Origin of the sequence: Kocuria sp. UBA5001, assembly GCF_002398425.1 — a bacterium.
Lineage (GTDB): Bacteria > Actinomycetota > Actinomycetes > Actinomycetales > Micrococcaceae > Kocuria > Kocuria salsicia.
In genome coordinates this window covers 157,763-176,703 of sequence record NZ_DGYR01000012.1, presented here as the reverse complement: position 1 = coordinate 176,703, position 18,941 = coordinate 157,763, and the positions used below count along the sequence as shown (strand labels likewise).

At 68.0% G+C, this 18,941-nt stretch carries 16 protein-coding genes; 8 read left to right on the top strand and 8 right to left on the bottom strand.

The window, feature by feature from the left end; all coding sequences use genetic code 11:
- Positions 1 to 1,143 (bottom strand): UDP-glucose dehydrogenase family protein (locus B3G12_RS07905; RefSeq protein WP_290499861.1); only part of this gene is annotated, 1,143 nt, incomplete at its 3' end.
- Positions 1,144 to 1,192: 49 nt separating this feature from the next.
- Positions 1,193 to 2,386 carry a non-hydrolyzing UDP-N-acetylglucosamine 2-epimerase gene (gene wecB, locus B3G12_RS07900; protein ID WP_414672740.1) on the bottom strand — a complete coding sequence of 398 codons (1,194 nt, stop codon included), beginning with the start codon at positions 2,384 to 2,386 and terminating at the stop codon, positions 1,193 to 1,195.
- 291 nt (positions 2,387 to 2,677) lie between these two features.
- Between wecB and B3G12_RS07895 the strand changes: the two genes are divergently transcribed.
- Positions 2,678 to 3,436: a hypothetical protein gene (locus B3G12_RS07895; RefSeq protein ID WP_290499859.1), complete on the top strand. Its 759-nt coding sequence runs from the start codon at positions 2,678 to 2,680 to the stop codon at positions 3,434 to 3,436.
- Between the two features lie 58 nt (positions 3,437 to 3,494).
- On the opposite strand, the gene B3G12_RS07890 is transcribed toward B3G12_RS07895, so the two are convergent.
- The 4 genes from B3G12_RS07890 to glgC all read right to left on the bottom strand — a co-directional run bounded on the left by B3G12_RS07890 (position 3,495) and on the right by glgC (position 10,615).
- Positions 3,495 to 5,192, bottom strand: a complete 1,698-nt coding sequence (locus tag B3G12_RS07890; RefSeq protein ID WP_144942930.1) for an ABC1 kinase family protein — start codon at positions 5,190 to 5,192, stop codon at positions 3,495 to 3,497.
- A 17-nt stretch (positions 5,193 to 5,209) separates the two neighbouring features.
- Entirely contained in the window at positions 5,210 to 6,376 is a 1,167-nt protein-coding gene (locus tag B3G12_RS07885; protein WP_290499858.1) for a hypothetical protein, read from the bottom strand.
- Between the two features lie 113 nt (positions 6,377 to 6,489).
- Positions 6,490 to 9,129 carry an aminopeptidase N gene (gene pepN, locus B3G12_RS07880; protein ID WP_290499857.1) on the bottom strand — a complete coding sequence of 880 codons (2,640 nt, stop codon included), beginning with the start codon at positions 9,127 to 9,129 and terminating at the stop codon, positions 6,490 to 6,492.
- A 241-nt stretch (positions 9,130 to 9,370) separates the two neighbouring features.
- A complete protein-coding gene (glgC, locus tag B3G12_RS07875; RefSeq protein ID WP_144942927.1) occupies positions 9,371 to 10,615 on the bottom strand; it encodes a glucose-1-phosphate adenylyltransferase in 1,245 nt (414 codons plus the stop codon).
- A gap of 197 nt (positions 10,616 to 10,812) precedes the next feature.
- On the opposite strand from glgC, the gene glgA reads away from it, so the two are divergent.
- Positions 10,813 to 12,006 carry a glycogen synthase gene (glgA, locus tag B3G12_RS07870; RefSeq protein ID WP_145010695.1) on the top strand — a complete coding sequence of 398 codons (1,194 nt, stop codon included), beginning with the start codon at positions 10,813 to 10,815 and terminating at the stop codon, positions 12,004 to 12,006.
- Here glgA and B3G12_RS07865 read toward each other — a convergent pair.
- Entirely contained in the window at positions 11,988 to 12,650 is a 663-nt protein-coding gene (locus B3G12_RS07865) for a TetR/AcrR family transcriptional regulator (protein ID WP_290499856.1), read from the bottom strand. The two genes, glgA and B3G12_RS07865, sit on opposite strands and share 19 nt — an antisense overlap.
- Positions 12,651 to 12,744: 94 nt before the next feature.
- Here B3G12_RS07865 and B3G12_RS07860 point away from each other — a divergent pair, with 94 nt between their 5' ends.
- The 4 genes from B3G12_RS07860 to B3G12_RS07845 all read left to right on the top strand — a co-directional run bounded on the left by B3G12_RS07860 (position 12,745) and on the right by B3G12_RS07845 (position 15,997).
- Positions 12,745 to 14,010 carry an ABC transporter permease gene (locus tag B3G12_RS07860; protein WP_290499855.1) on the top strand — a complete coding sequence of 422 codons (1,266 nt, stop codon included), beginning with the start codon at positions 12,745 to 12,747 and terminating at the stop codon, positions 14,008 to 14,010.
- A gap of 661 nt (positions 14,011 to 14,671) precedes the next feature.
- A complete protein-coding gene (locus B3G12_RS07855) occupies positions 14,672 to 15,040 on the top strand; it encodes a YciI family protein (RefSeq protein ID WP_144942924.1) in 369 nt (122 codons plus the stop codon).
- 119 nt (positions 15,041 to 15,159) lie between these two features.
- Positions 15,160 to 15,639, top strand: coding sequence for a DUF3054 domain-containing protein (locus tag B3G12_RS07850; protein WP_145010701.1), 480 nt, complete (start codon positions 15,160 to 15,162; stop codon positions 15,637 to 15,639).
- A 76-nt stretch (positions 15,640 to 15,715) separates the two neighbouring features.
- A complete protein-coding gene (locus tag B3G12_RS07845) occupies positions 15,716 to 15,997 on the top strand; it encodes an Lrp/AsnC family transcriptional regulator (RefSeq protein ID WP_144942922.1) in 282 nt (93 codons plus the stop codon).
- Between the two features lie 143 nt (positions 15,998 to 16,140).
- On the opposite strand, the gene trpD is transcribed toward B3G12_RS07845, so the two are convergent.
- Positions 16,141 to 17,196, bottom strand: coding sequence for an anthranilate phosphoribosyltransferase (trpD, locus tag B3G12_RS07840; protein WP_260983381.1), 1,056 nt, complete (start codon positions 17,194 to 17,196; stop codon positions 16,141 to 16,143).
- 198 nt (positions 17,197 to 17,394) lie between these two features.
- Here trpD and B3G12_RS07835 point away from each other — a divergent pair, with 198 nt between their 5' ends.
- Together B3G12_RS07835 and B3G12_RS07830 are read left to right on the top strand one after the other, a co-directional pair.
- A complete protein-coding gene (locus B3G12_RS07835) occupies positions 17,395 to 18,033 on the top strand; it encodes a cytochrome c oxidase subunit 3 (RefSeq protein WP_144942920.1) in 639 nt (212 codons plus the stop codon).
- Positions 18,034 to 18,090: 57 nt separating this feature from the next.
- Positions 18,091 to 18,882 carry a c-type cytochrome gene (locus tag B3G12_RS07830; RefSeq protein WP_290499854.1) on the top strand — a complete coding sequence of 264 codons (792 nt, stop codon included), beginning with the start codon at positions 18,091 to 18,093 and terminating at the stop codon, positions 18,880 to 18,882.
- The last annotated feature ends 59 nt before the right edge of the window (positions 18,883 to 18,941 follow it).

Below are 18,941 nucleotides of genomic sequence, written 5' to 3'. Positions count from 1 at the left end.
GTCCAGGCGGGGGTATCGCTGGGCGGCGTGGGCAGTCGCCTGGGGGTCGTAGAGGCGCACGGCCGAGCCCATGGAGTGCAGGGGGGCGGCGATGGCCAGGGGGGGGGAGTCCCGGACGTCGTCGGACTCGGGCTTGAACGCGGCGCCCAGAACGGCGATCTGCGCGCCGTTCACGGTGCCGCCGCACTCGGCCACCGCGAGCTGCACGGTGTGCTCTCGGCGGCGCAGGTTGATGTCGTCCACCTCGGCCAGGAACCGCAAAGACTGGTCCAGGCCCAGCTCCGAGGCACGAGCCCGCAGCGCGCGGATGTCCTTGGGGAGGCACCCGCCACCGAATCCCACGCCGGCGTTGAGGAACTTCCGTCCGATCCGGTCGTCGAGCCCGATGGCGTCCGCGAGCGTGCGGATGTCCCCGCCCACGGTCTCCGTGATCTCGGACAGCGCGTTGATGAAGCTGATCTTGGTGGCCAGGAAGCTGTTCGCGGCCACCTTCACGAGCTCCGCCGTCTGGTAGTCGGTGACGATGAACGGAGTGTCCGCGGCCAGCTGCTGCGCGTAGGCCTCACGCAGTGCAGCTTCGGCGCGCTGCGCGCCGGAGGTGGGCCGGGCGGCGTCGTCCTGCTCCACGCCCAGCACCATGCGGTCCGGACGCAGTGTGTCCTGCACCGCGTGGCCCTCGCGCAGGAACTCGGGGTTCCACGCGAGATCCACGGTGACCCCGGGGCGCGACGCCGCTCGGGCCACCGCCTGCAGACGGGCCGCGGAACCGACCGGCACCGTGGACTTGCCCGCGATCACGCAGTCGTGGTCCGCGGCGCGCGCAATCTGCTCCACGGCGGCATCCACGTAGGTCATGTCTGCCGCGTGGCCCGTGCGCTTCTGCGGCGTGCCCACCCCGATGAAGTGGACGTCCCCGAACGCCCCGGCCTCCTCGTAGGAGGTGGTGAAGCGGACCGCTCCCGACGCCACGTGCGTGCGCAGCAGCTCGGGCAGTCCCGGTTCGTGGAACGGCACCTCGCCGGCGGAGAGCTTCGCGATCTTCCCGGGATCCACGTCCAGCCCGAGGACCTCGTGTCCGAGCTCGGCCATGGCCACGGCATGGGTAGCGCCGAGGTAGCCGGTTCCGATGACGGTCATGCGCATGATGAATTCCCTTCGGGGGGGGGGGGCGGGGGGGGGGGGAGGAGCGGGCTCAGGCCTGGGACTCGAAGTCCTCGATCCGCTGCCCCACACCAAACATCTGCTCGATCGCGGCCAGGGAGCGCTCCGCGGCCTTGCCGTCACCGTAGGGGTTCACAGCATTGGCCATCTCGTGGTAGGCGGCATCGTTGTTGAGCAGCCGGTCCACCTCGGTCACGATCCGCTCCTCGTCCGTACCGATGAGCTTCACGGTCCCGGCCGTCACGGCCTCGGGACGCTCGGTGTTCTCGCGCATCACCAGCACGGGCTTGCCCAGAGACGGCGCCTCCTCCTGCACCCCGCCCGAGTCCGTGAGCACCACGTGGGCCACGGAGAGCATGCGGGTGAACTCACCGTAGGCCAGGGGTTCGGTGACGACCACGTTCGGCTTGCCCTCGATGGCCGGCAGCACCGCCTCGCGCACCGCGGGGTTGCGGTGAACCGGGAGCACGATCACAAGCTCCGGCTCGGCGTCCGCAATCCGGGCCAGTGCGCGCCCGACACCGCGCATCGCCTCGCCCTGGTTCTCACGACGGTGCGTGGTCACCAGCAGCACGCGCTTGCCGGAGGAGGCGATCTCCTCGAGCTGCGGGTCCGTGAACGGCAGCTGCTGCTCCACGGTGTGCAGCAGGGCGTCGATCACGGTGTTGCCCGTGACCACGATGTCCTCCTCCGCGATGGCCTCGCGCAGGAGATTCCCCTTGGACGTGGTCGTGGGGGCCAGGTGCAGAGACGTGATCTGCGAGGTGATCTTGCGGTTGGCCTCCTCCGGGAACGGGGAAAACAGGTTGAAGGAACGCAGCCCGGCCTCGGCGTGGATCACGGGGATGCCCCGGTAGAAGGCGGCAATCGCCCCGGCGGTGGAGGTCGTGGTGTCGCCCTGGACCACCACTGCGTCCGGGGCAGTCTCCGCGAAGATCTTGTCGAGGCCCTCCACAGTGCGGGTGAGCACACCGTTGAGGGTCTGGCGCGGCTGGATGATGTTCAGATCATGGTCCGGGGTGATGTCGAAGATCTCGTTGACCTGGTCCAGCATCTCCCGGTGCTGGCCGGTCACGGTGACCACGCACTCGAAGTCCGGGCTGTCTTGCAGCACCTTGACGATGGGTGCCATCTTGATGGCTTCCGGGCGCGTGCCATAGATCGGCATGATCGTGAACACTGGAGTCCATCCTTGTCTCGGGCCGAATGCGCACCGGCGCCGCATGTGGATCGTCATTTTCGGCGGCCGCTACCGCCCCGCAACAGTCTAGGGGACGCTCCCGCGCCCCAGTGATCTGTGCCGCACCCGATGTCCACCATAGTGGCGACAGCATCGGGGGTGAAAAATGGTGTTTCCCCTAGTCAGCCTCACCTACACTGTGTGCATACGAATGCAGGACCGGACGCGAGCACCCCTCCCGTCGCGCGATCCGAATTCCCTGCAGCTCAGGTCACGCCTCATGTCTCATGGCACGTGACATTCATTGACAGGTTCAGAGATCCGAAGGAAGATACCGTGGCACGCAACCCCCTGGCAGCGCGCTCCCGAACCCCCCACGTGTCGGTCCTGGTGACCTACCGCGACGCCGAGGGGCGGCAGCTTCCACTTCCCCAGGCGCAGACCCGCGAGAGCTTCACCGGACTGCAGCTGCTCACCAAGCGTGTCCTGGGCTTCGCGGAGGACTCCTTGTCCGGGTTCACGCAGGACTTCACCATCAGGCAGATGGGCCCCTCCACGTTCAGCATCGAGGTCCGAGCGGCCGCCACCCACGGCATCCGGCTCCGCGGGCGCCGAGCCGCCCAGGAGTACCTCACAGTCACCGCCATGCTCCACCACCTCACGGACGTCATCATGGGGGTGAGTGTGGCCGGGGTCTACCTCGCCAACCACCCGGACGTCCGCGTCCGCTACGTCGAGGACGACTTCGGCCCCTACTACGAGCTGTTCAACGGGGACCGTGCCGTCATGGCTGTGGAGGCGAGTTCCCTGGAGGGGCTGCTCACACCCGAGGGGATGGGTGTGCTGTGCGCCCTGGTGGCCAACCTCAAGCAGCCCGGGCTCGCCTACGCGACCATCACCCAGCACACCCCGGGGCTGAAGTACGTGCGCCGCACCCAGGTGGCCACCACGGACGCACTTCGCGCCTTCGCCGCCGGCCAGCCCCTGCCCGTGACCACCCAGGACCTCGCGGAGGCGCGCGAGCGGGCGCGGGCCGGGGCGGCGTCGTCCTCGGCGCAGGACCAGGTGCCGACGGCCGAGGCCCCCACCGACTGAGTACCCACCCTCCGCGTCCGCCCCGGGGATGACGCCGCCGCGCGGCCGACTCGCCCGCTCAGCGCACCGTCTTCTTCGTCTTGCTGCCCCGCAGCACCCGCGCCAGGTGGCGCACCCGGTCCACGTTGGAGGAGATCGCGAGGTAGCCGCTGAGCACCCCCACGGTGGACATGCCCCCCACGATCAACGGCGTGTGGTACTTCTGCCACCGTTCCGGGTCCGAGGCGATGATGTGCGCTGTGCCGTTGATCGTCGCGGCGATCACGCCGCCGGCCACCACGTGGTGCCCGATCTTGGCACCGCTCTTGACCAGGGGGTTTAGCTCGTCCGTGCGCAGGTGGACGTCGAAGCCACCGCGCTCGAGCACCACGATGAAGCGTCGCACGTACTCGGGGACGTCCACCCCCATCTGCACGGCGTCCTCCACCGAGGACCGCAGCCGGTTGAGCAGCATCTCGGGGGAGAGCCTGTGCATGATGAACCGCTCCGCGTAGGGCTGCACGGAGGAGACCAGGTCAAAGCCGGGATCCAGACCCGTGCCCATGGACTCGGCGGTCACGAGCATGCGCAGCAACAGTGCGGACTGGCGGGGCAGCTGCAGCTTGTGGTGGCGCAGCACGGAGATCAGGTCCGCCATCAGCGCACCCACCCGCACCTCTTCGAGCGGCTTGTTGGCGTAGCGGCGCATCATGACCGCCACGTCCTTCTCAATCTCCCGCTTGGCGATGTCGTGCTCGCCGCTGTCGGTGAGACCCAGCAGGCCGGTGGCCGCCCGGCGCGGATTGTCCTGCACCACGCCCAGCAGCAGGGTGATGAGGTGGTCCCGGAACTCCTCGGTCAGGTTGCCCACCATACCGAAGTCGATGATTCCGATCCGTCCGTCCGGCTCCACGAAGAGGTTACCGGGATGGGGGTCTGCGTGGAAGAAGCCGTCCTCGAAGACCATCTTGCAGATGGCGTCCGTGGCTTCCTTGGCCAGCAGGTGGCGGTCGATGCCCTCGGCCTCGAGAGCCTCGTAGTTGTTGATCTTGACCCCGAACATCCGCTCCATGGTGAGCACACGGGAGCTCGTGGCCTCCCAGAAGATCTCTGGGATGTGGATCTGGGGGTGGCCCAAGAAGTTCTCGGCCATGCGCTGCGCGTTGCGGGCCTCCTGGATGAAGTCGAGCTCGTCCCGCAGCGAGGAGCTGAACTCCTCCACGATTCCCTGGACGTCGTAGTCCTGCGCGGCCCTCCAGTAGCGTGAGACCCACGAGGCCATGTCCGTGAGGATCTCCAGGTCTCGGTTGACCTCGTCGGTGACACCCGGGCGCCGGACCTTCACGATCACCTGCCGACCCTCGAACGTGGCGGCGTGAGCCTGGCCGATGGAACCGGTGGCCACGGGCGCGGGATCGATGTGGGTGAGGATCTCCTCCGCCGTGGAGTCCGGCTCCGCCTCGATCATCGCGCGGATCTGCTCCACGGGGATGGGCGGGGTGTGGTCCTGCAGCTTCAGCAGCTCCTCCGAGTACCCCGGGGGCATCAGGTCCGGGCGGGTGGAGGCGAGCTGGCCGAGCTTGATGAAGGTGGGGCCCAGCTCCTCCAGCGCCATGCGCAGGTGCTCGGGCTGGGTGTGCAGCGTTCCTGGGTCGATCAGCTTGACCCGGGCCAGGGGGGCGCGCCACTGGGGTTTCAAACCGCCCAGGGTGAAGCCGAAGCCGTGCTTGGTGAGCACTTCGACGATCTGCAGGAACCGTTCTCGGCGGGAAATCATACGGGTGGAAGGACCCTTTACAGCGTCTTGTGGAGGTAGACGGCCATGAACCCGGTGGCTACGGCCACGATCAGCACGAGCGTGGTGGCCAGGGGCTCCACGCCGAGCAGCACCACGCCGACCACCACCAGGATGACGGTCAGTATCAGCAGCCCCGTGACGAGCGGTTTCAGCCCGCCCGTCACTCCTGCCGCCCTGGTCGGGGAGGATCCTCCCGTGGCGGCCTGCGCCTGGTCGGGCCCGCTCACCGGCTTGTCCTTCGTGAACGCGGGGGCCTCGGCGTGCTCCGCACGGGAGGCGGCCGTGAAGCCCTTGCGCCACTTCTTCGCGTTGCGTCCGCGGTCGGACTCCACGGCCACGTAGGCCGGGGGGACGTCGAAGTGCTCGGCGTCCGGGAGCAGCTCAGGGACGTCGTTGGGCAGCTCCTCGAACCACTGGGCCGGCACCTCGGAGGCTCGGGCGGCCTGCAGGGTCATGGACACCTCGAACGAAGAGCCCCGAATTGTCCCCCACACTGCGGTGAGCAGGTCGTGCTCGAACGCGTAGTGGATGATCGGGATGAACTGCTGGGACATCTGCGTGGACAGCCGCCCCACCTGCTTGCGCTCGTAGAGCACGTCCACAGTGTCCACGGTGACGCCGTGGCTGTTGCGGACCTTGTTGACCTCGAGGGTGAGGATCACGCGGCCCTCGCCGGAGGCGGGGACGATCGAGTGCAGGTACTCGGCGAACTCCTGTTCGTCCAGCACCTTGATGGAGGAGCCCTGGGGGAGCACCGCCGCCTGGGCCGGGCCGGTGTTCAGGGGGAAGAGCATGTCCGGGGGAGCGATGTCGATCACCGCGCGGGCATCCACCTCCGCCACGCCGTCCTCCCGCTGCAACTCGGCCTCAAGGTGCAGGGGCACCACGGGGGTGTAGCCAGAGGCGATCACGCGCGAGAGCGGGTGCCAGTAGCGGTGGGCGTCCGGGGCACTGAGGTGGGCCACCTTGTTCTCACCCACGCGCACGGACACGGTGCGGGGGTCGAAGGGGTTGTCAGGCTCCGGGACCAGCGCCGCGAAACCGTTCCACGACTGCGCGCGGCCCACGGAGAGCCCGCCGAACACGCGCATGATCTCCGTGTCGTAGAAGTTCTCGGTGACGACGTCCAAGGACCCCCGGTCGTTGAGCGCGTAATCGGTCATGGTCTCCCTCGCTGTAGCGCCGTCGGGTGTCCACCCGCGGCGTGTCACCACATGCTATCCGTTGATCCCCGCGCATCGAGGTTCATCCACTGTGTGGACGCTCCGACTCCGGCTCAGCGCACCATGCACCGTGCCTGCAGGTCCACCGAGCGCCGGGCCTCGTCCAGCAGCTCCGTCATGATTCGTCGCAGCGCGGCCGGGGCGTCCCCGTGCGCCTCGAGCCACCGCTGGGTGGCGCGCACCACGCGGTGCCCGTCCACGACGTCCGCACCGGCGGCGCGCACGTCCAGGGCGCGCGGGTAGAGGCCGCGGACCATGCGGGTGGCGATCTCCATGGAGCGCTCGTCCCACCACTGCGCGACACCTGCGAAGTAGGCGTCCTCGTAGCGGCGCAGCACCGTGGGGGAGGCCAGCTGGAAGCCGGCGATCGTGACGCTGAGTTCGTCGTTGGACAGCTCGCCCGAGAGGATCCGCTCCCACGCCTGCTGCTTGGCCCGGTCCGAGCGCATGGCCGCGAGCGCCTGGAGGTGGCCCAGGTGGCCGTCGCGAGTGGGGTCCTGGGCGTGCTCGGTGCGCAGCTCGGACATGGTGCTGTGGCCCGTAGCGGTCACGGCGGTGAGCAGCGACCAGCGCAGCTGGGGGCTCAGGGGCAGTCCCTCGACCACGCGGGTGCCACCGAGCCACTCCTGGATGTGCCGGGCGTAGGTGCCGTCCCGGGCGGCTTCGCGTGCGAAGGCCCGGGCGAGGATCAGCTGCCCGTCCGAGCCGGGGGCCGCCGCGAGCAGCGCGTCCCGCAGGGCGTCGAGGAGCACACGGCGCAGGTTCACACGGTGGGGCGCGGGGACGTACTCGCCCAGTGCCTGGTGCGCGTGGTCCAGCACGGTGGTGAGGATCGCCGCGTGGCTCTCCCCGGTGCACCGCTCGGCCACCATGCGAACGTAGTCCCCGGGGTGGGAGCGGCCATCGCGGACCGCGGCCCACAGCTGGGAGTGGGCGACGGCGCGGGCCAGGGGGTCCTCGACCTCCGCCACGGCGTGGCCGAGCCGCTGCAGGGAGCGCGCATCCGGGTGGGCCAGGCAGTAGGTGAGGTCCGTGTCGTTCACGAGCACGAACGGGTCGCGCACGGCCTGTCCACCGGTGAGCGCCGCGGTCACGGCCTCCGGCAGGGGAGTCGGACCGTTCTCGGCGGGCACGCGCACCTCGGCGCGCCCGCTCACCGTGACGGGGCCTCCGTCCGAGGTGCGTCCGTAGACGCCCACGGTCAGGACGTGCGGGCGCAAGGGCGAGGCGGCCTGGGTGAGGCTCGGGCCCGCAGGTGCAGCGGCGTCGTGCCCCGTGGAGTCGGGCGCGTCCAGGGCGAGCACCGGGACGCCGGTGGTGTGCAGCCACAGCTGGGCCCAGGCGCGCACGTCGTGGTCGCAGGCCTCGTCGAGCACGTCCAGGAAGTCGGAGAGGTCAGTGTTGCGGAATGCGAAGCGGCGGAAGTAGGCGCGGCACGCGTCCATGAAGGACTCTTCCCCCACGAAGGCCACCAGCTGTTTGAGCACCGAGGCGCCCTTGGCGTAGGTGATGCCGTCGAAGTTCTGCCGCGCGGCCTCGAGGTCCACGATGTCCGCGACGATCGGGTGTGTGGTGCGCAGCTGGTCCTGGCGGTACGCCCACTCCTTGCGCGCCAGGGTGAAGGTGACCCACGCGTCCGTGTACTCGGTGGCGTGGACGCACGCGTAGGCGCCCATGAACTCGGCGAAGGACTCCTTCAGCCAGAGGTCGTCCCACCAGCGCATGGTCACCAGGTCACCGAACCACATGTGGGACATCTCGTGCATCAGCGTGTTGGCCCGGCCCGCCCGCTGCGCGCGGGTGGCCCCGGACGGGAAGAGGTAGTCCTCGGTGAACGTCACCATCCCGGGGTTCTCCATGGCACCCAGGTTGTACTCCGGCACGAACGCCTGCTCGTACTTGCCGAACGGGTAGGCGAACGCGAAGAGCTTCGGGAAGAAGTCCAGGCCCTGCTTGGTGAGCGCGAAGATCTCCTCGGCGTCCATGGCCTCGGCGAGCGCCCGGCGGCAGTAGAGCGCCAGCGGGATGCTCACGGACTCGCCCTGGGGGTCAGTGCCCGTCCACTCGTCCGTGACGCGGGCGTAGGGCCCGGCGAGGACGGTGGTGATGTAGCTGGAGATCCGCTGGGTGGGCGCGAACTCGTGGCTCAACGCACCGGGGACGTCCCCGTCATCACTCGGCTGGGCCCCCAGGTGCTCGCCGTTGGACGCCACCAGCCAGCCCTGCGGTGTGAGCACCGTGAAGTGGAACTCAGCCTTGAGGTCCGGCTGCTCGAACACCGCGAAGACCCGGCGGCAGTCTGCCGGCTCGTACTGCGTGTAGATGTAGACACTGCCGTCCTGCGGGTCCACATAGCGGTGCAGGCCCTCGCCGGAGCGGGAATACAGGGCACGCCCCACCACCCGCAACTCGTTCGCCTCACCCAGCTCGGGCAGGCGGATCCGGGAACCCTCCACGACGTCGTCCACATCCAGCAGCTCGCCGTTGAGCTCCACGCTGCTCACCGACTCGTGCACGAAGTCGATGAAGGACTCCGCACCCTCGTCCGCGGTGAAACGCACCGTGACCTCCGAGCCGAAAGTGGCGCGCTGCGGGTCCTCCGCCCCGGACAGGTCCACCGTGACCCGGTAGTCCACCACCCTGATCTGCTCGGCTCTGGTCGTCGCTTCGTCTCTGGTCAGGCTGGATACCATGGCCCCAGTGTAGGCACCACCACACACGCGTGACCCGCATCCCACGACGCCGCCGCGCGCCCCGCGTCGGCGCCGGCCTCCTCACCGCCCTCGCGGCCGAGTACCGGGCCCGCGGCAGGAGACCGGCTCAGGGCCTGTGACAGGCGGGGCGGGACGGCCACACCAGCACCGACCGGACACGCGAACGCCCCGCCACGGACGCGAATCCGTGACGGGGCGCAGGCGGCTCGGGAGCGGACGCTCAGCTCTCGAAGCGATAGTTCTTCGGAGCGATCGTCAGCCCCGAGTCCGTGACCGTGAGGCCGCGCGCGAGGTCATGCTCGCGGTCCAGGCCCACCGTGGTCCCCGGAGGAACCACCACGTTCTTGTCCAGGATGCAGCGGTGCACCGTGGCGCCGGCACCGATCTGCACGTTCTGCATCAGCACCGACTCCGTGACCCGGGCGTCGTGCCCCACCTTCACCTTGGGGGACAGCACCGAGGAGCCCACGTGGCCGCCAGTGATCAGCACACCGGGGGAGACGATGGAATCGAACGCCACACCCGCCTGGCCATTGGGCCCGCGCACCGTCCTGGCCGGCGGGGCCATGATCTGGTGCGTGTAGATGGGCCAGTCGTAGTTGTACAGGTTGAACACCGGCAGCGGCCGGATCAGGTCCATGTGCGAGTCGTAGTACGAGTCCAATGTGCCCACGTCCCGCCAGTACTGGCGGTCGCGCTCCGTGGAGCCCGGGACGTCGTTGTGCGTGAAGTCGTAGACCCGCGCCTCACCGCGCTCGGAGAAGTACGGCATGATGTCCCCGCCCATGTCGTGGTGGGTGTCCGCCTTGCGGTTGTCGGTGCGCAGCGCCTCCACGAGGGCATCCCGGTCGAAGACGTAGTTGCCCATGGATGCAAGGAACGAGTTCGGATCGTCCGCAAGCGGCGTCGTCGTGTCCGGCTTCTCCACGAACCGCGCGATCCGCGTGGGATCCTGCTCGTCCGTCTCAATCACACCGAAGGACTTCACCATCTCCATGGGCTGACGCACCGCGGCCACCGTGGCCTTCGCCCCGGACTCCACGTGCTTGCGCACCATGTCCGAGAAGTCCATCCGGTACACGTGGTCCGCACCCACCACCACCACGATGTCCGGATCCGCATCGTCGATCAGGTTCATGGACTGGTAGATCGCGTTCGCCGAACCCAGGAACCAATCCTTGCCGCGGCGCTGCTGCGCCGGCACGGACGTCACGTAGTTGCCCAGCTGCGTGGAAAGCCGCCACGTCTCGGACAGGTGACGGTCCAGCGAATGCGACTTGTACTGCGTCAGCACCACGATCTGCAGGTACCCGGAGTTCACCAGGTTGGACAGAGCGAAATCGATCAGACGGTAGCCACCCGCAAACGGCACCGCGGGCTTCGCCCGGTCCTCGGTCAGCGGCATCAGACGCTTGCCCTCACCGCCCGCCAAGACGATGGCAAGGACCTTCTTGTGTCGTGACATTAGTACCTCTCACTTCCCGAGCGGGTCAGGGCCCCAAGGACCACGACGCGGCGTCGACATTGACTGGTCGTTCCCGCCATTGTCTCCCACCCGGAGCACCGCGCCACCACGCCAACCCAAGTGTTGCCGACGTGTTGCGCTCGCCGCGCGGCTCCCGTCGCCCGTGGAGCCCGTGTGATGTGCAGTACGCTCACACTGTGCGAGTAGACATCCTGAGCAAAGAATTCCCGCCGGCCATCTACGGGGGAGCGGGGGTGCACGTGGCCGAGCTCTCCCGCGTGCTCGCACCGCTCGTGGACCTCAACGTCCGCTGCTTCGGCGAGCCCCGCGAACCCGACTTCCACGGCGCCCACGTCACGGCCTACCCCGTTCCCACCGAACTGGTCGCCGCCAACGCCGCCGTCCAGACCCTCGGCGTTGACCTCACCATGATCCAGGACGTCGAGGGCGCGGACCTCGTCCACTCCCACACCTGGTACGCCAACATGGGCGGACACCTCTCCTCCCTCATGTACGACATCCCCCACGTGCTCTCCGCCCACTCCCTGGAGCCCCTTCGCCCCTGGAAGGCCGAGCAGCTCGGCGGCGGGTACCGGATCTCCTCCTTCGCGGAGAAGACCTCCTACGAGGCCGCCGCCGCGATCATCGCCGTGTCCGAGGGAATGCGCCAGGACATCCTGCGCTCCTACCCCAACGTGGACCCCGAGCGCGTGCACACCGTCCACAACGGCATCGACGTCTCCCAGTGGCACCAGGACCAGGACACGGACGTCCTCGCGGAGTACGGGATCGACCCCGCCCGTCCCTCGGTGGTCTTCGTGGGTCGCGTGACCCGCCAGAAGGGTGTGCCCTACCTGCTGCGCGCCGCCCTCCAGCTGCCCCCCGAGGTCCAGCTCGTGCTGTGCGCCGGTGCTGCGGACACCCCCGAGCTCGCCGCCGAGGTCAACACCCTCATCGACCAGCTCAAGACCGAACGGGACGGCGTGGTCCTCGTTGAGAAGATGCTTCCCCGCCGCGAGGTCATCCAGATCCTCTCCCACGCCACCGCCTTCGCGTGCCCCTCCATCTACGAACCCCTCGGCATCGTCAACCTCGAGGCCATGGCCTGCGGCGCAGCCGTCGTCGCCTCTGCCACCGGCGGCATCCCCGAGGTCGTCGTCGACGGCGAGACAGGACGCCTCGTCCCCATCGACCAGGTCACCGACGGCACCGGCACGCCCCTGGACCCCCAGAAGTTCGTGGACGACTTCGCCGCGGCCCTGACCGAGGTCGTGACCGATCCTGAGCGCGCCCGCCGCATGGGCCAGGCCGGGCGACGCCGCGTGGAGGAGCACTTCGCGTGGGAGTCCATCGCGGAGCAGACCCTGGAGGTCTACCGCTCGGTGCTCTGAGCTGACGGCGCCGGTTCGCCCCGGGGCGACGACGCCGGGGACAGAACACCGCTGAGCAGTGCCTCCACGGCCGCCACGTAGTTCTCGTGGGTCCGGTCGGGATCGGGGGAGAGGCTCACCTGCACCATGTAGCCCTGGACGATGCCGATGAAGGCGGGGGCGAGGCGCTCGGCCAGCAGCGCGGCGTCGTCGTCCCCGAGGCCCCGTTCGGTGACCAGCCAGTCGGTGAGGTAGCTGCTCAGGTGCGAGCGTGCCTCCGCGAGGATCTTCAGTGCCACGCCCTGCATCTCGGGGCGGCGCACCGCCTCGCCCCACACCTGCACGGGAAGTCCCGGGAAGGCGCCTCGCTCCGGGATGTCCTGGACCACGAACGCCAGGGCGCGCGCCGGGTGGAGGAGGGGGCGCTGCTCCCGCAGGCGGCCGAGCATGCCCAGGCGGTCGCGCATCACGCCGCGGCTGGCATCCAGGAAGAGCTCGTCCTTGCCCCTGTAGTAGACGTACACGGCGCCGGCGGAGAGCCCTGACTCAGCGACGATGTCCGCCATGGACACGGCGGAGAACCCCTTGCGGCCGATGCACGTCAACGCCGCCTCCTGGATCCGCCGACGCATGTGTTCCCGGTGCTCTTCTGTGACCTTGGGCACGTGTTCCTCCAAAAACGAATGATCGTTCTTGACATGTTATCGGAGGGGGCCCACACTCTTCAAGAACAAACATTCTTTGTGGAAGGAGTGCGTCGTGTCGCACGTCAGGACCCCGGAGCCCCGCCAGAGGCCCGCATGGACCAAGAGCGTCCGTGCTGCACTGATCGCCACGGTCGCCGTGTCGATCGTCCTGCTCGCGTTCGCGTGGCCCACCGCCACGTCGAAGACCGAGAACCTGCCGGTCGCGATCATCGGCACGCAGGAGCAGATCGCCACCATTTCCGAGAAGATCCCGGACAACATGCTCGAGCTGCACCCGGTGGCGAACCGCCAGGACATCATCAACGGCATCAAGACCCGCGAGGTCTACGGCGGCATCGTCCTGGGCGGCGAGCCCGAGATCCTGACGGCCAGCGCCGCCAGCCCCGTCGCGTTCCAGATGCTCACGGGCATCGGCACCACCATGCAGCGGGGGATCGACCAGCAGGTCATCGAGAACACGACGCAGGCTCTGCAGAAGATCACCTCCGCCCTGAGCCAGGGCCCGAGCGGGCTCGCCGCCCTGCAGGGCCAGCAGGGCTCCGGGCAGCAGGCGGGCACACCGCCCACGGTCAAGACCACGGACGTGGTACCCCTGTCCGAGGACGATCCGCGGGGGAGCGGTCTCGCCATCGCCGGCCTGCCCCTCACCATGGGCGGCATGATCGGCGGCGTGCTGATCTCCACGCTCGTCACCGGCGTCCGCAAGCACCTGCTCGCAATCGCGCTCTACGGCGTGCTGGGCGGTCTCATGCTCACCGCCATCCTGCAGGGCCTGTTCGGGTTCCTGATCGTCAATTTCTTCGCCAACTGGGCCGCCGTGGGCCTGGGAATCGCCGCCACGGCATCCGTGATCGTGGGCCTGAGCTCGCTGCTCGGCCGTGCGGGCCTTGCCATCGGCGCGGTGCTGACCATGTTCATCGGCAACCCGATCTCTGCCCTGCAGTCACCCAAGGAATTCATCCTGGCGCCGTTCGGTGAGATCGGCCAGTGGCTCGTTCCGGGCCTGTCCGGCACACTGCTGCGCGACCTGTCCTACTTCCCTGAGGCGAACATCGCCGGGCAGATCTGGGCACTCATCGGATGGGTCATCCTGGGGGCCGTCCTCACCATCCTGGGCCACCACAAGAACGAGTCCGCCCTCACGGGCAAGGACGAGACGAAGGAGGAGCCCGTTCACCACCGCGAGCACCGCCCGCAGTACCAGGCGCAGCACAGTGCCACGGGCCAGCAGCCCGCGGTGTCCCAGCAGGGGGAGCAGGTGCACTACGGCGACGCCGCGCGGCAGGCTTCCGCGACGGAGGCCGGAGCCACGGCCTGACAGTCCGGCAACGACGACGCGGCACCCGCCCACCACGGGACGAGAGTTCCGAGGTGGGCGGGTTTTTTCGTGCCGGGCAGGGAGCGACGGGAGCGGGAGAACGATGACCGGGAGGGTGGCGTGCGGGTGCGGCGGTGCGTTGCAAGCAGACGCAACGTGGTGCGGGTGGGGCCGGAAGGCGCCGGGGCGCGAAGTTGAGGGATCGAGGTGAACGAGGCGGAGGGGAGAGCCCCTCTTGGCCTTCTCTTGGCCCAACTTTACATAATGTACATTATCGGACAGACGTGTCTGCAACGTGATGGTTGTTTTCTCATAGAACAGACAGCGGCTGTTCGGTCCGCAGCACAGGCAGTTCCCGCAGCCGCACGCCATCAGGAGCCTGGAGACGTCGGAGAACTCGCCATTCCTGCGCCGACCGCGGCATCCCGTCCACACGACGTCCGATTCTGTGAGCCGAGCTCATCGGCCTCAACTCCGATGTTCGAATGCGCCGCCACCACGTGCCGGTTTCGAACACGTGACAACCCCTCTCGCTCACAACGCATACGCCGCGGGCTCCGACTGGTACAAAACTCGCTCCCTGGTCGCAGCAACCGAGATCTGGCGAGATGGGGTGGCACACATCTCAGTCGGAACGATCCGCCCTCCGAAAGGATCTATTGTGGCGCAATTCATGATCTCCGTCTTCCACCAGGCGGACGCGCAGAGCTCGGGCGCGGTCTACGCCACGCAGGAGGAGATGAACGAGGCTGTGGCCGCGGTCACTCGCTTCAACGAGGACCTGCAGGCAGCGGGACAGCTCCTGTTCTCAGGATCCCTCACTCCCCCGAGTCTCGCCCACACCGTGGATGCAGTAGGCGCCGCCGCAACCACTCCTCGGGTTTCGCCCGGGCCATTTTCCATCTCGGCCACCGCCCTCGGAGGCTTCTGGATCATCGAGGCACCGAACGACACCGTAGCCCTGGACCGCGCCGCGCAGGGGTCCGCGGCCTGCGGGCAACGGGTCGAGCTGCGAGCACTCGAGGGCTGAAACCGATCACCTCAGCAGAGGGAACTTATCGCACGTTTTAACTTCCAGGTGAGCCTTAAGATACTGTTTTCAACATTCAGGTCTGACTTCAGAAATTTCCGCACGCTAAGATCGAGTGCATGAATTCTGCAGCTTCAGACACACCTGCCCCGACCACTCCACCGCACCCCGACTCCCCCGGATCGGCGTCCACGTCAGGAGCGGCGAGCAGCAACGGCGAGCCCCACGGCGCCGTCCACCCCCCGGTGCGCTGGCCTCTCTTCCTCGCCGCAGACGTGGTTCTTGTGGTGGTCTTCGCCGGGATCGGCCGGGTCAGCCACGGGGAGGACCTCACGGGGGTCTTCACCACGGCGTGGCCGTTCCTGGTGGGTGCTCTGATCGGCTGGGCCGTGTCCCGGGGCTCCCGCTCCCCCGCCGCCCTTTGGCCCACCGGTGTGCTCGTCTGGCTCTCCGCGGAGATCGTGGGAATGCTGCTGCGCGCAGTCACGGGCCAGGGAACGGCACTGTCCTTCGTGATCGTCAGTCTGGTGGTGCTCGGGATCTTCCTGCTCGGCTACCGGCTCGTGGCGCGTGCCGTCGACCATGCCCGGGAACGCTGAGCCACGCAAGAGCTGGCCGACCGGTCAATTCCATCCCCGCCACCAGGCGGGGACAACACCTCGGAGAGGAACGCCCATGTTCACCGCCATCGTCCTGATCAAGACAAGCTCGGACCGGATTCCGGAGGTCGCCCAGGAGGTCTCCGACATCCGCGGCGTCACCGAGGTCTATTCCGTGACCGGTGAGTGGGACCTGATCGCCATGGTGCGCGTCCAGCAGCACGAACGACTGGCCGACGTGATCGCGGACGAGCTCTCCAAGGTGGCGGGAGTCGTCTCCACGAGCACCAACATCGCATTCCGCACCTACAGCACCCACGACCTCGATGCGGCGTTCTCACTGGGCATCGACGACTGACACCCATTCACGAAACACGCCGCCGGCCCCGGGGACAGGAGCGGGCGGCGGCGTCGTCATAGCAGAACCCGACCCTTTGCAATTAGGGAGCCTCACCAGCAGGGGGTGTGCGAGGACAGGGCGCTGACCGGCGCGCGACAGCGTCACTGCGCCGAGAAAGCCACCCAGCGGGAGAGGACGTCACGGGCAGCGCCGGAGTCGACCGCGTCCGCGGCGCGCGTGAGCGCGGCGGCGAACCGGTCCTCGAACGGACCTTCGGCGCGCTCGTCCACCGCCACGAGACCCGCCGCCGCGTTGAGGAGGACCGCGTTGCGGACGTGCCCCGGGGCGCCGTCGAGCACGTCCCTCACCACCCCCGCGTTGTAAGCCGCGTCATGACCCCGCAGGTCCTCGACGGTCGCACGCGGCATGCCGAGCTCCAGCGGCTCCAGCGTGTGTTCCGTGATCTCGCCGTTCCTGACCTCCCACACGGCCGATGGCGCCGTGACCGTGAGCTCGTCGAGCCCGTCACCGCCACGGAAGACCAGCGCCCGGTCTCCCCTGTTGCGGAAGACCCCGGCCATGAGCGGAGCGAGTGCGCCGTCCGCAACCCCGATCGCGGAGGCCTCCACGCGTGCCGGATTGGTGATGGGGCCCAGGAAGTTGAACGCCGTGGGCACGCCGAGTGCCTTGCGAACCGCCGCCGCGTAGCGCATCGACGGGTGGAACGTCTGCGCGAAGAGAAAGGTGATGCCCACCTCCGACGCCGCGCGCTGCACCCGGTCCACGGGCATGCCCAGCTGGACGCCGAGGGCTTCGAGAACGTCCGCGGAGCCCGATTTCGACGACGAGGCACGGTTGCCGTGCTTGACCACCCGCACCCCCGCGCCCGCGCACACCAGGGCGGACATGGTGGAGATGTTCACGCTAGACAGGCGGTCTCCCCCTGTGCCCACGATGTCCAGGGCTGGCCCGGGCACGGAGATGCGACGCGCGTGGCCGACCATCGCGTCCGCGAGCCCGTTGAGCTCGCCGACACTCTCGCCCTTGCTCCGCAGCGCCATCAGGAACCCTGCGATCACGGCGTCCTGGACCTCACCGGACATGATCTCGTCCATGGCCCAGTACGACTGCTCCCGGGAAAGATCCTCGCCCTGGGTCAGGGAGGCCAGCAGATCTGGCCACTGGTAGGGGGTCCGCGCATCGTTGGAGGTAGTCACGGTGCCGACTCTACCGTCCGTCCTGGACCCCCGCGGATCCCGGGATGCCGTGCTCACGCGGGCACGACGGCGCCGCTGCTGCACCGGTCCGCGGGACACCCTGCCTGTGGTCCAGATCATGAGCCGGAGCCGCGACACGGTGCGAGCCCAACGCGGTGGTGGTTGGTTCGCCGAGAGTTTTGGCGACATAATGTCTCTGTGACAACTGCGACTCATACCCCAGCCAAACCGGTGACGGCGACCATCACTCGCCCCAACCTCACCTCCGTGGGCACCATCGTGTGGTTGTCCTCCGAGGTGATGTTCTTCGCCGGCCTCTTCGCCATGTACTTCACCCTGCGCGCCACCTCCCCGGAGGTGTGGCACGAGAACACCGAGGTGCTCAACGTGCCCATGGCCACGGTGAACACCATCGTTCTCGTGCTGAGCTCGGTGACCTGCCAGTTCGGGGTCTTTGCCGCCGAACGGCTGCAGCCCCGCCGCACCGGCGGACTGCTCCAGCTCAACAAGTGGGGACTGACCGAGTGGTTCGCCCTCACTTTCCTCATGGGCGCGGTCTTCGTTTCCGTGCAGGTCTACGAGTACGCCTCCCTGGTCTCGGAGGGCGTCTCGATCTCCGCCGACGCGTACGGTTCTGCGTTCTACATCACCACCGGGTTCCACGCCCTGCACGTGACCGGCGGTCTGATCGCATTCCTCTTCATCATCGGACGCGCCTTCGTTGCCAAGCGCTTCGGTCACTACGAGGCCACCTCGGCCATTGTGGTGTCGTACTACTGGCACTTCGTCGACGTGGTCTGGATCGTCCTGTTCCTGCTGGTCTACTTCATCAAGTAGCCAGCCGCAGGACCTCACCCATCCAAGTCTCAGAACCGAGTAAAAGGAACGTTTGACGTGAAGGCACTCTCACAAAAGCGCCGCCATCCCATGGCAGCCCTCGCGCTGTTGGTCATGGCTTTGCTTCTGACCGGTGGACTCTACGCAGTTGCCACAACCACCAACGAAGCGAAGGCCGAGACCACCACCTACTCGGCTCAGGACATCGAGGAGGGGCAGAAGCTGTTCATGGCCAACTGCTCCACCTGCCACGGCATGAAGGCCGAGGGCACCAGCTCCGGTCCCTCCCTGATCGGCGTGGGTGCTTCCGCTGTGGACTTCCAGGTCGGCACCGGCCGCATGCCCATGCAGATGCAGGGTCCCCAGGCGCAGGTCAAGCCCCAGCAGTTCAACGAGGAGCAGACCAGCCAGCTCGCCGCGTACGTCGCCTCCCTCGGCGCCGGCCCCAGTGTTCCCGCGGATGAGTACCTCGACATCTCCGAGGGCAACTCCGCCAACGGTGCCCAGGTCTTCCTCGCCAACTGCGCCATGTGCCACAACGCGGCCGGCCAGGGCGGCGCCCTGACCCGCGGCAAGTTCGCCCCGTCCCTCATGGGCGTGAGCGAGAAGCACATCTACGAGGCCATGCAGACAGGCCCGCAGAACATGCCGGTCTTCAACGACGCCAACATCACGCCGGAAGAGAAGCGGGACGTCATCACGTACCTGAAGACCCTCGACAACAACACCACCGTCGGTGGGTTCAGCCTGGGCTCACTCGGCCCGGTCTCCGAGGGCCTTTTCATCTGGACCGTCGGCCTGGTGATCGTCATTGGCTTCACCGTGTGGCTGACCTCCCGCTCCGCCTGAGAGCACTCGCCGGCGGTCACCCGTCGGCACTTTAGACACTATTCACAGCACCAAGAGAA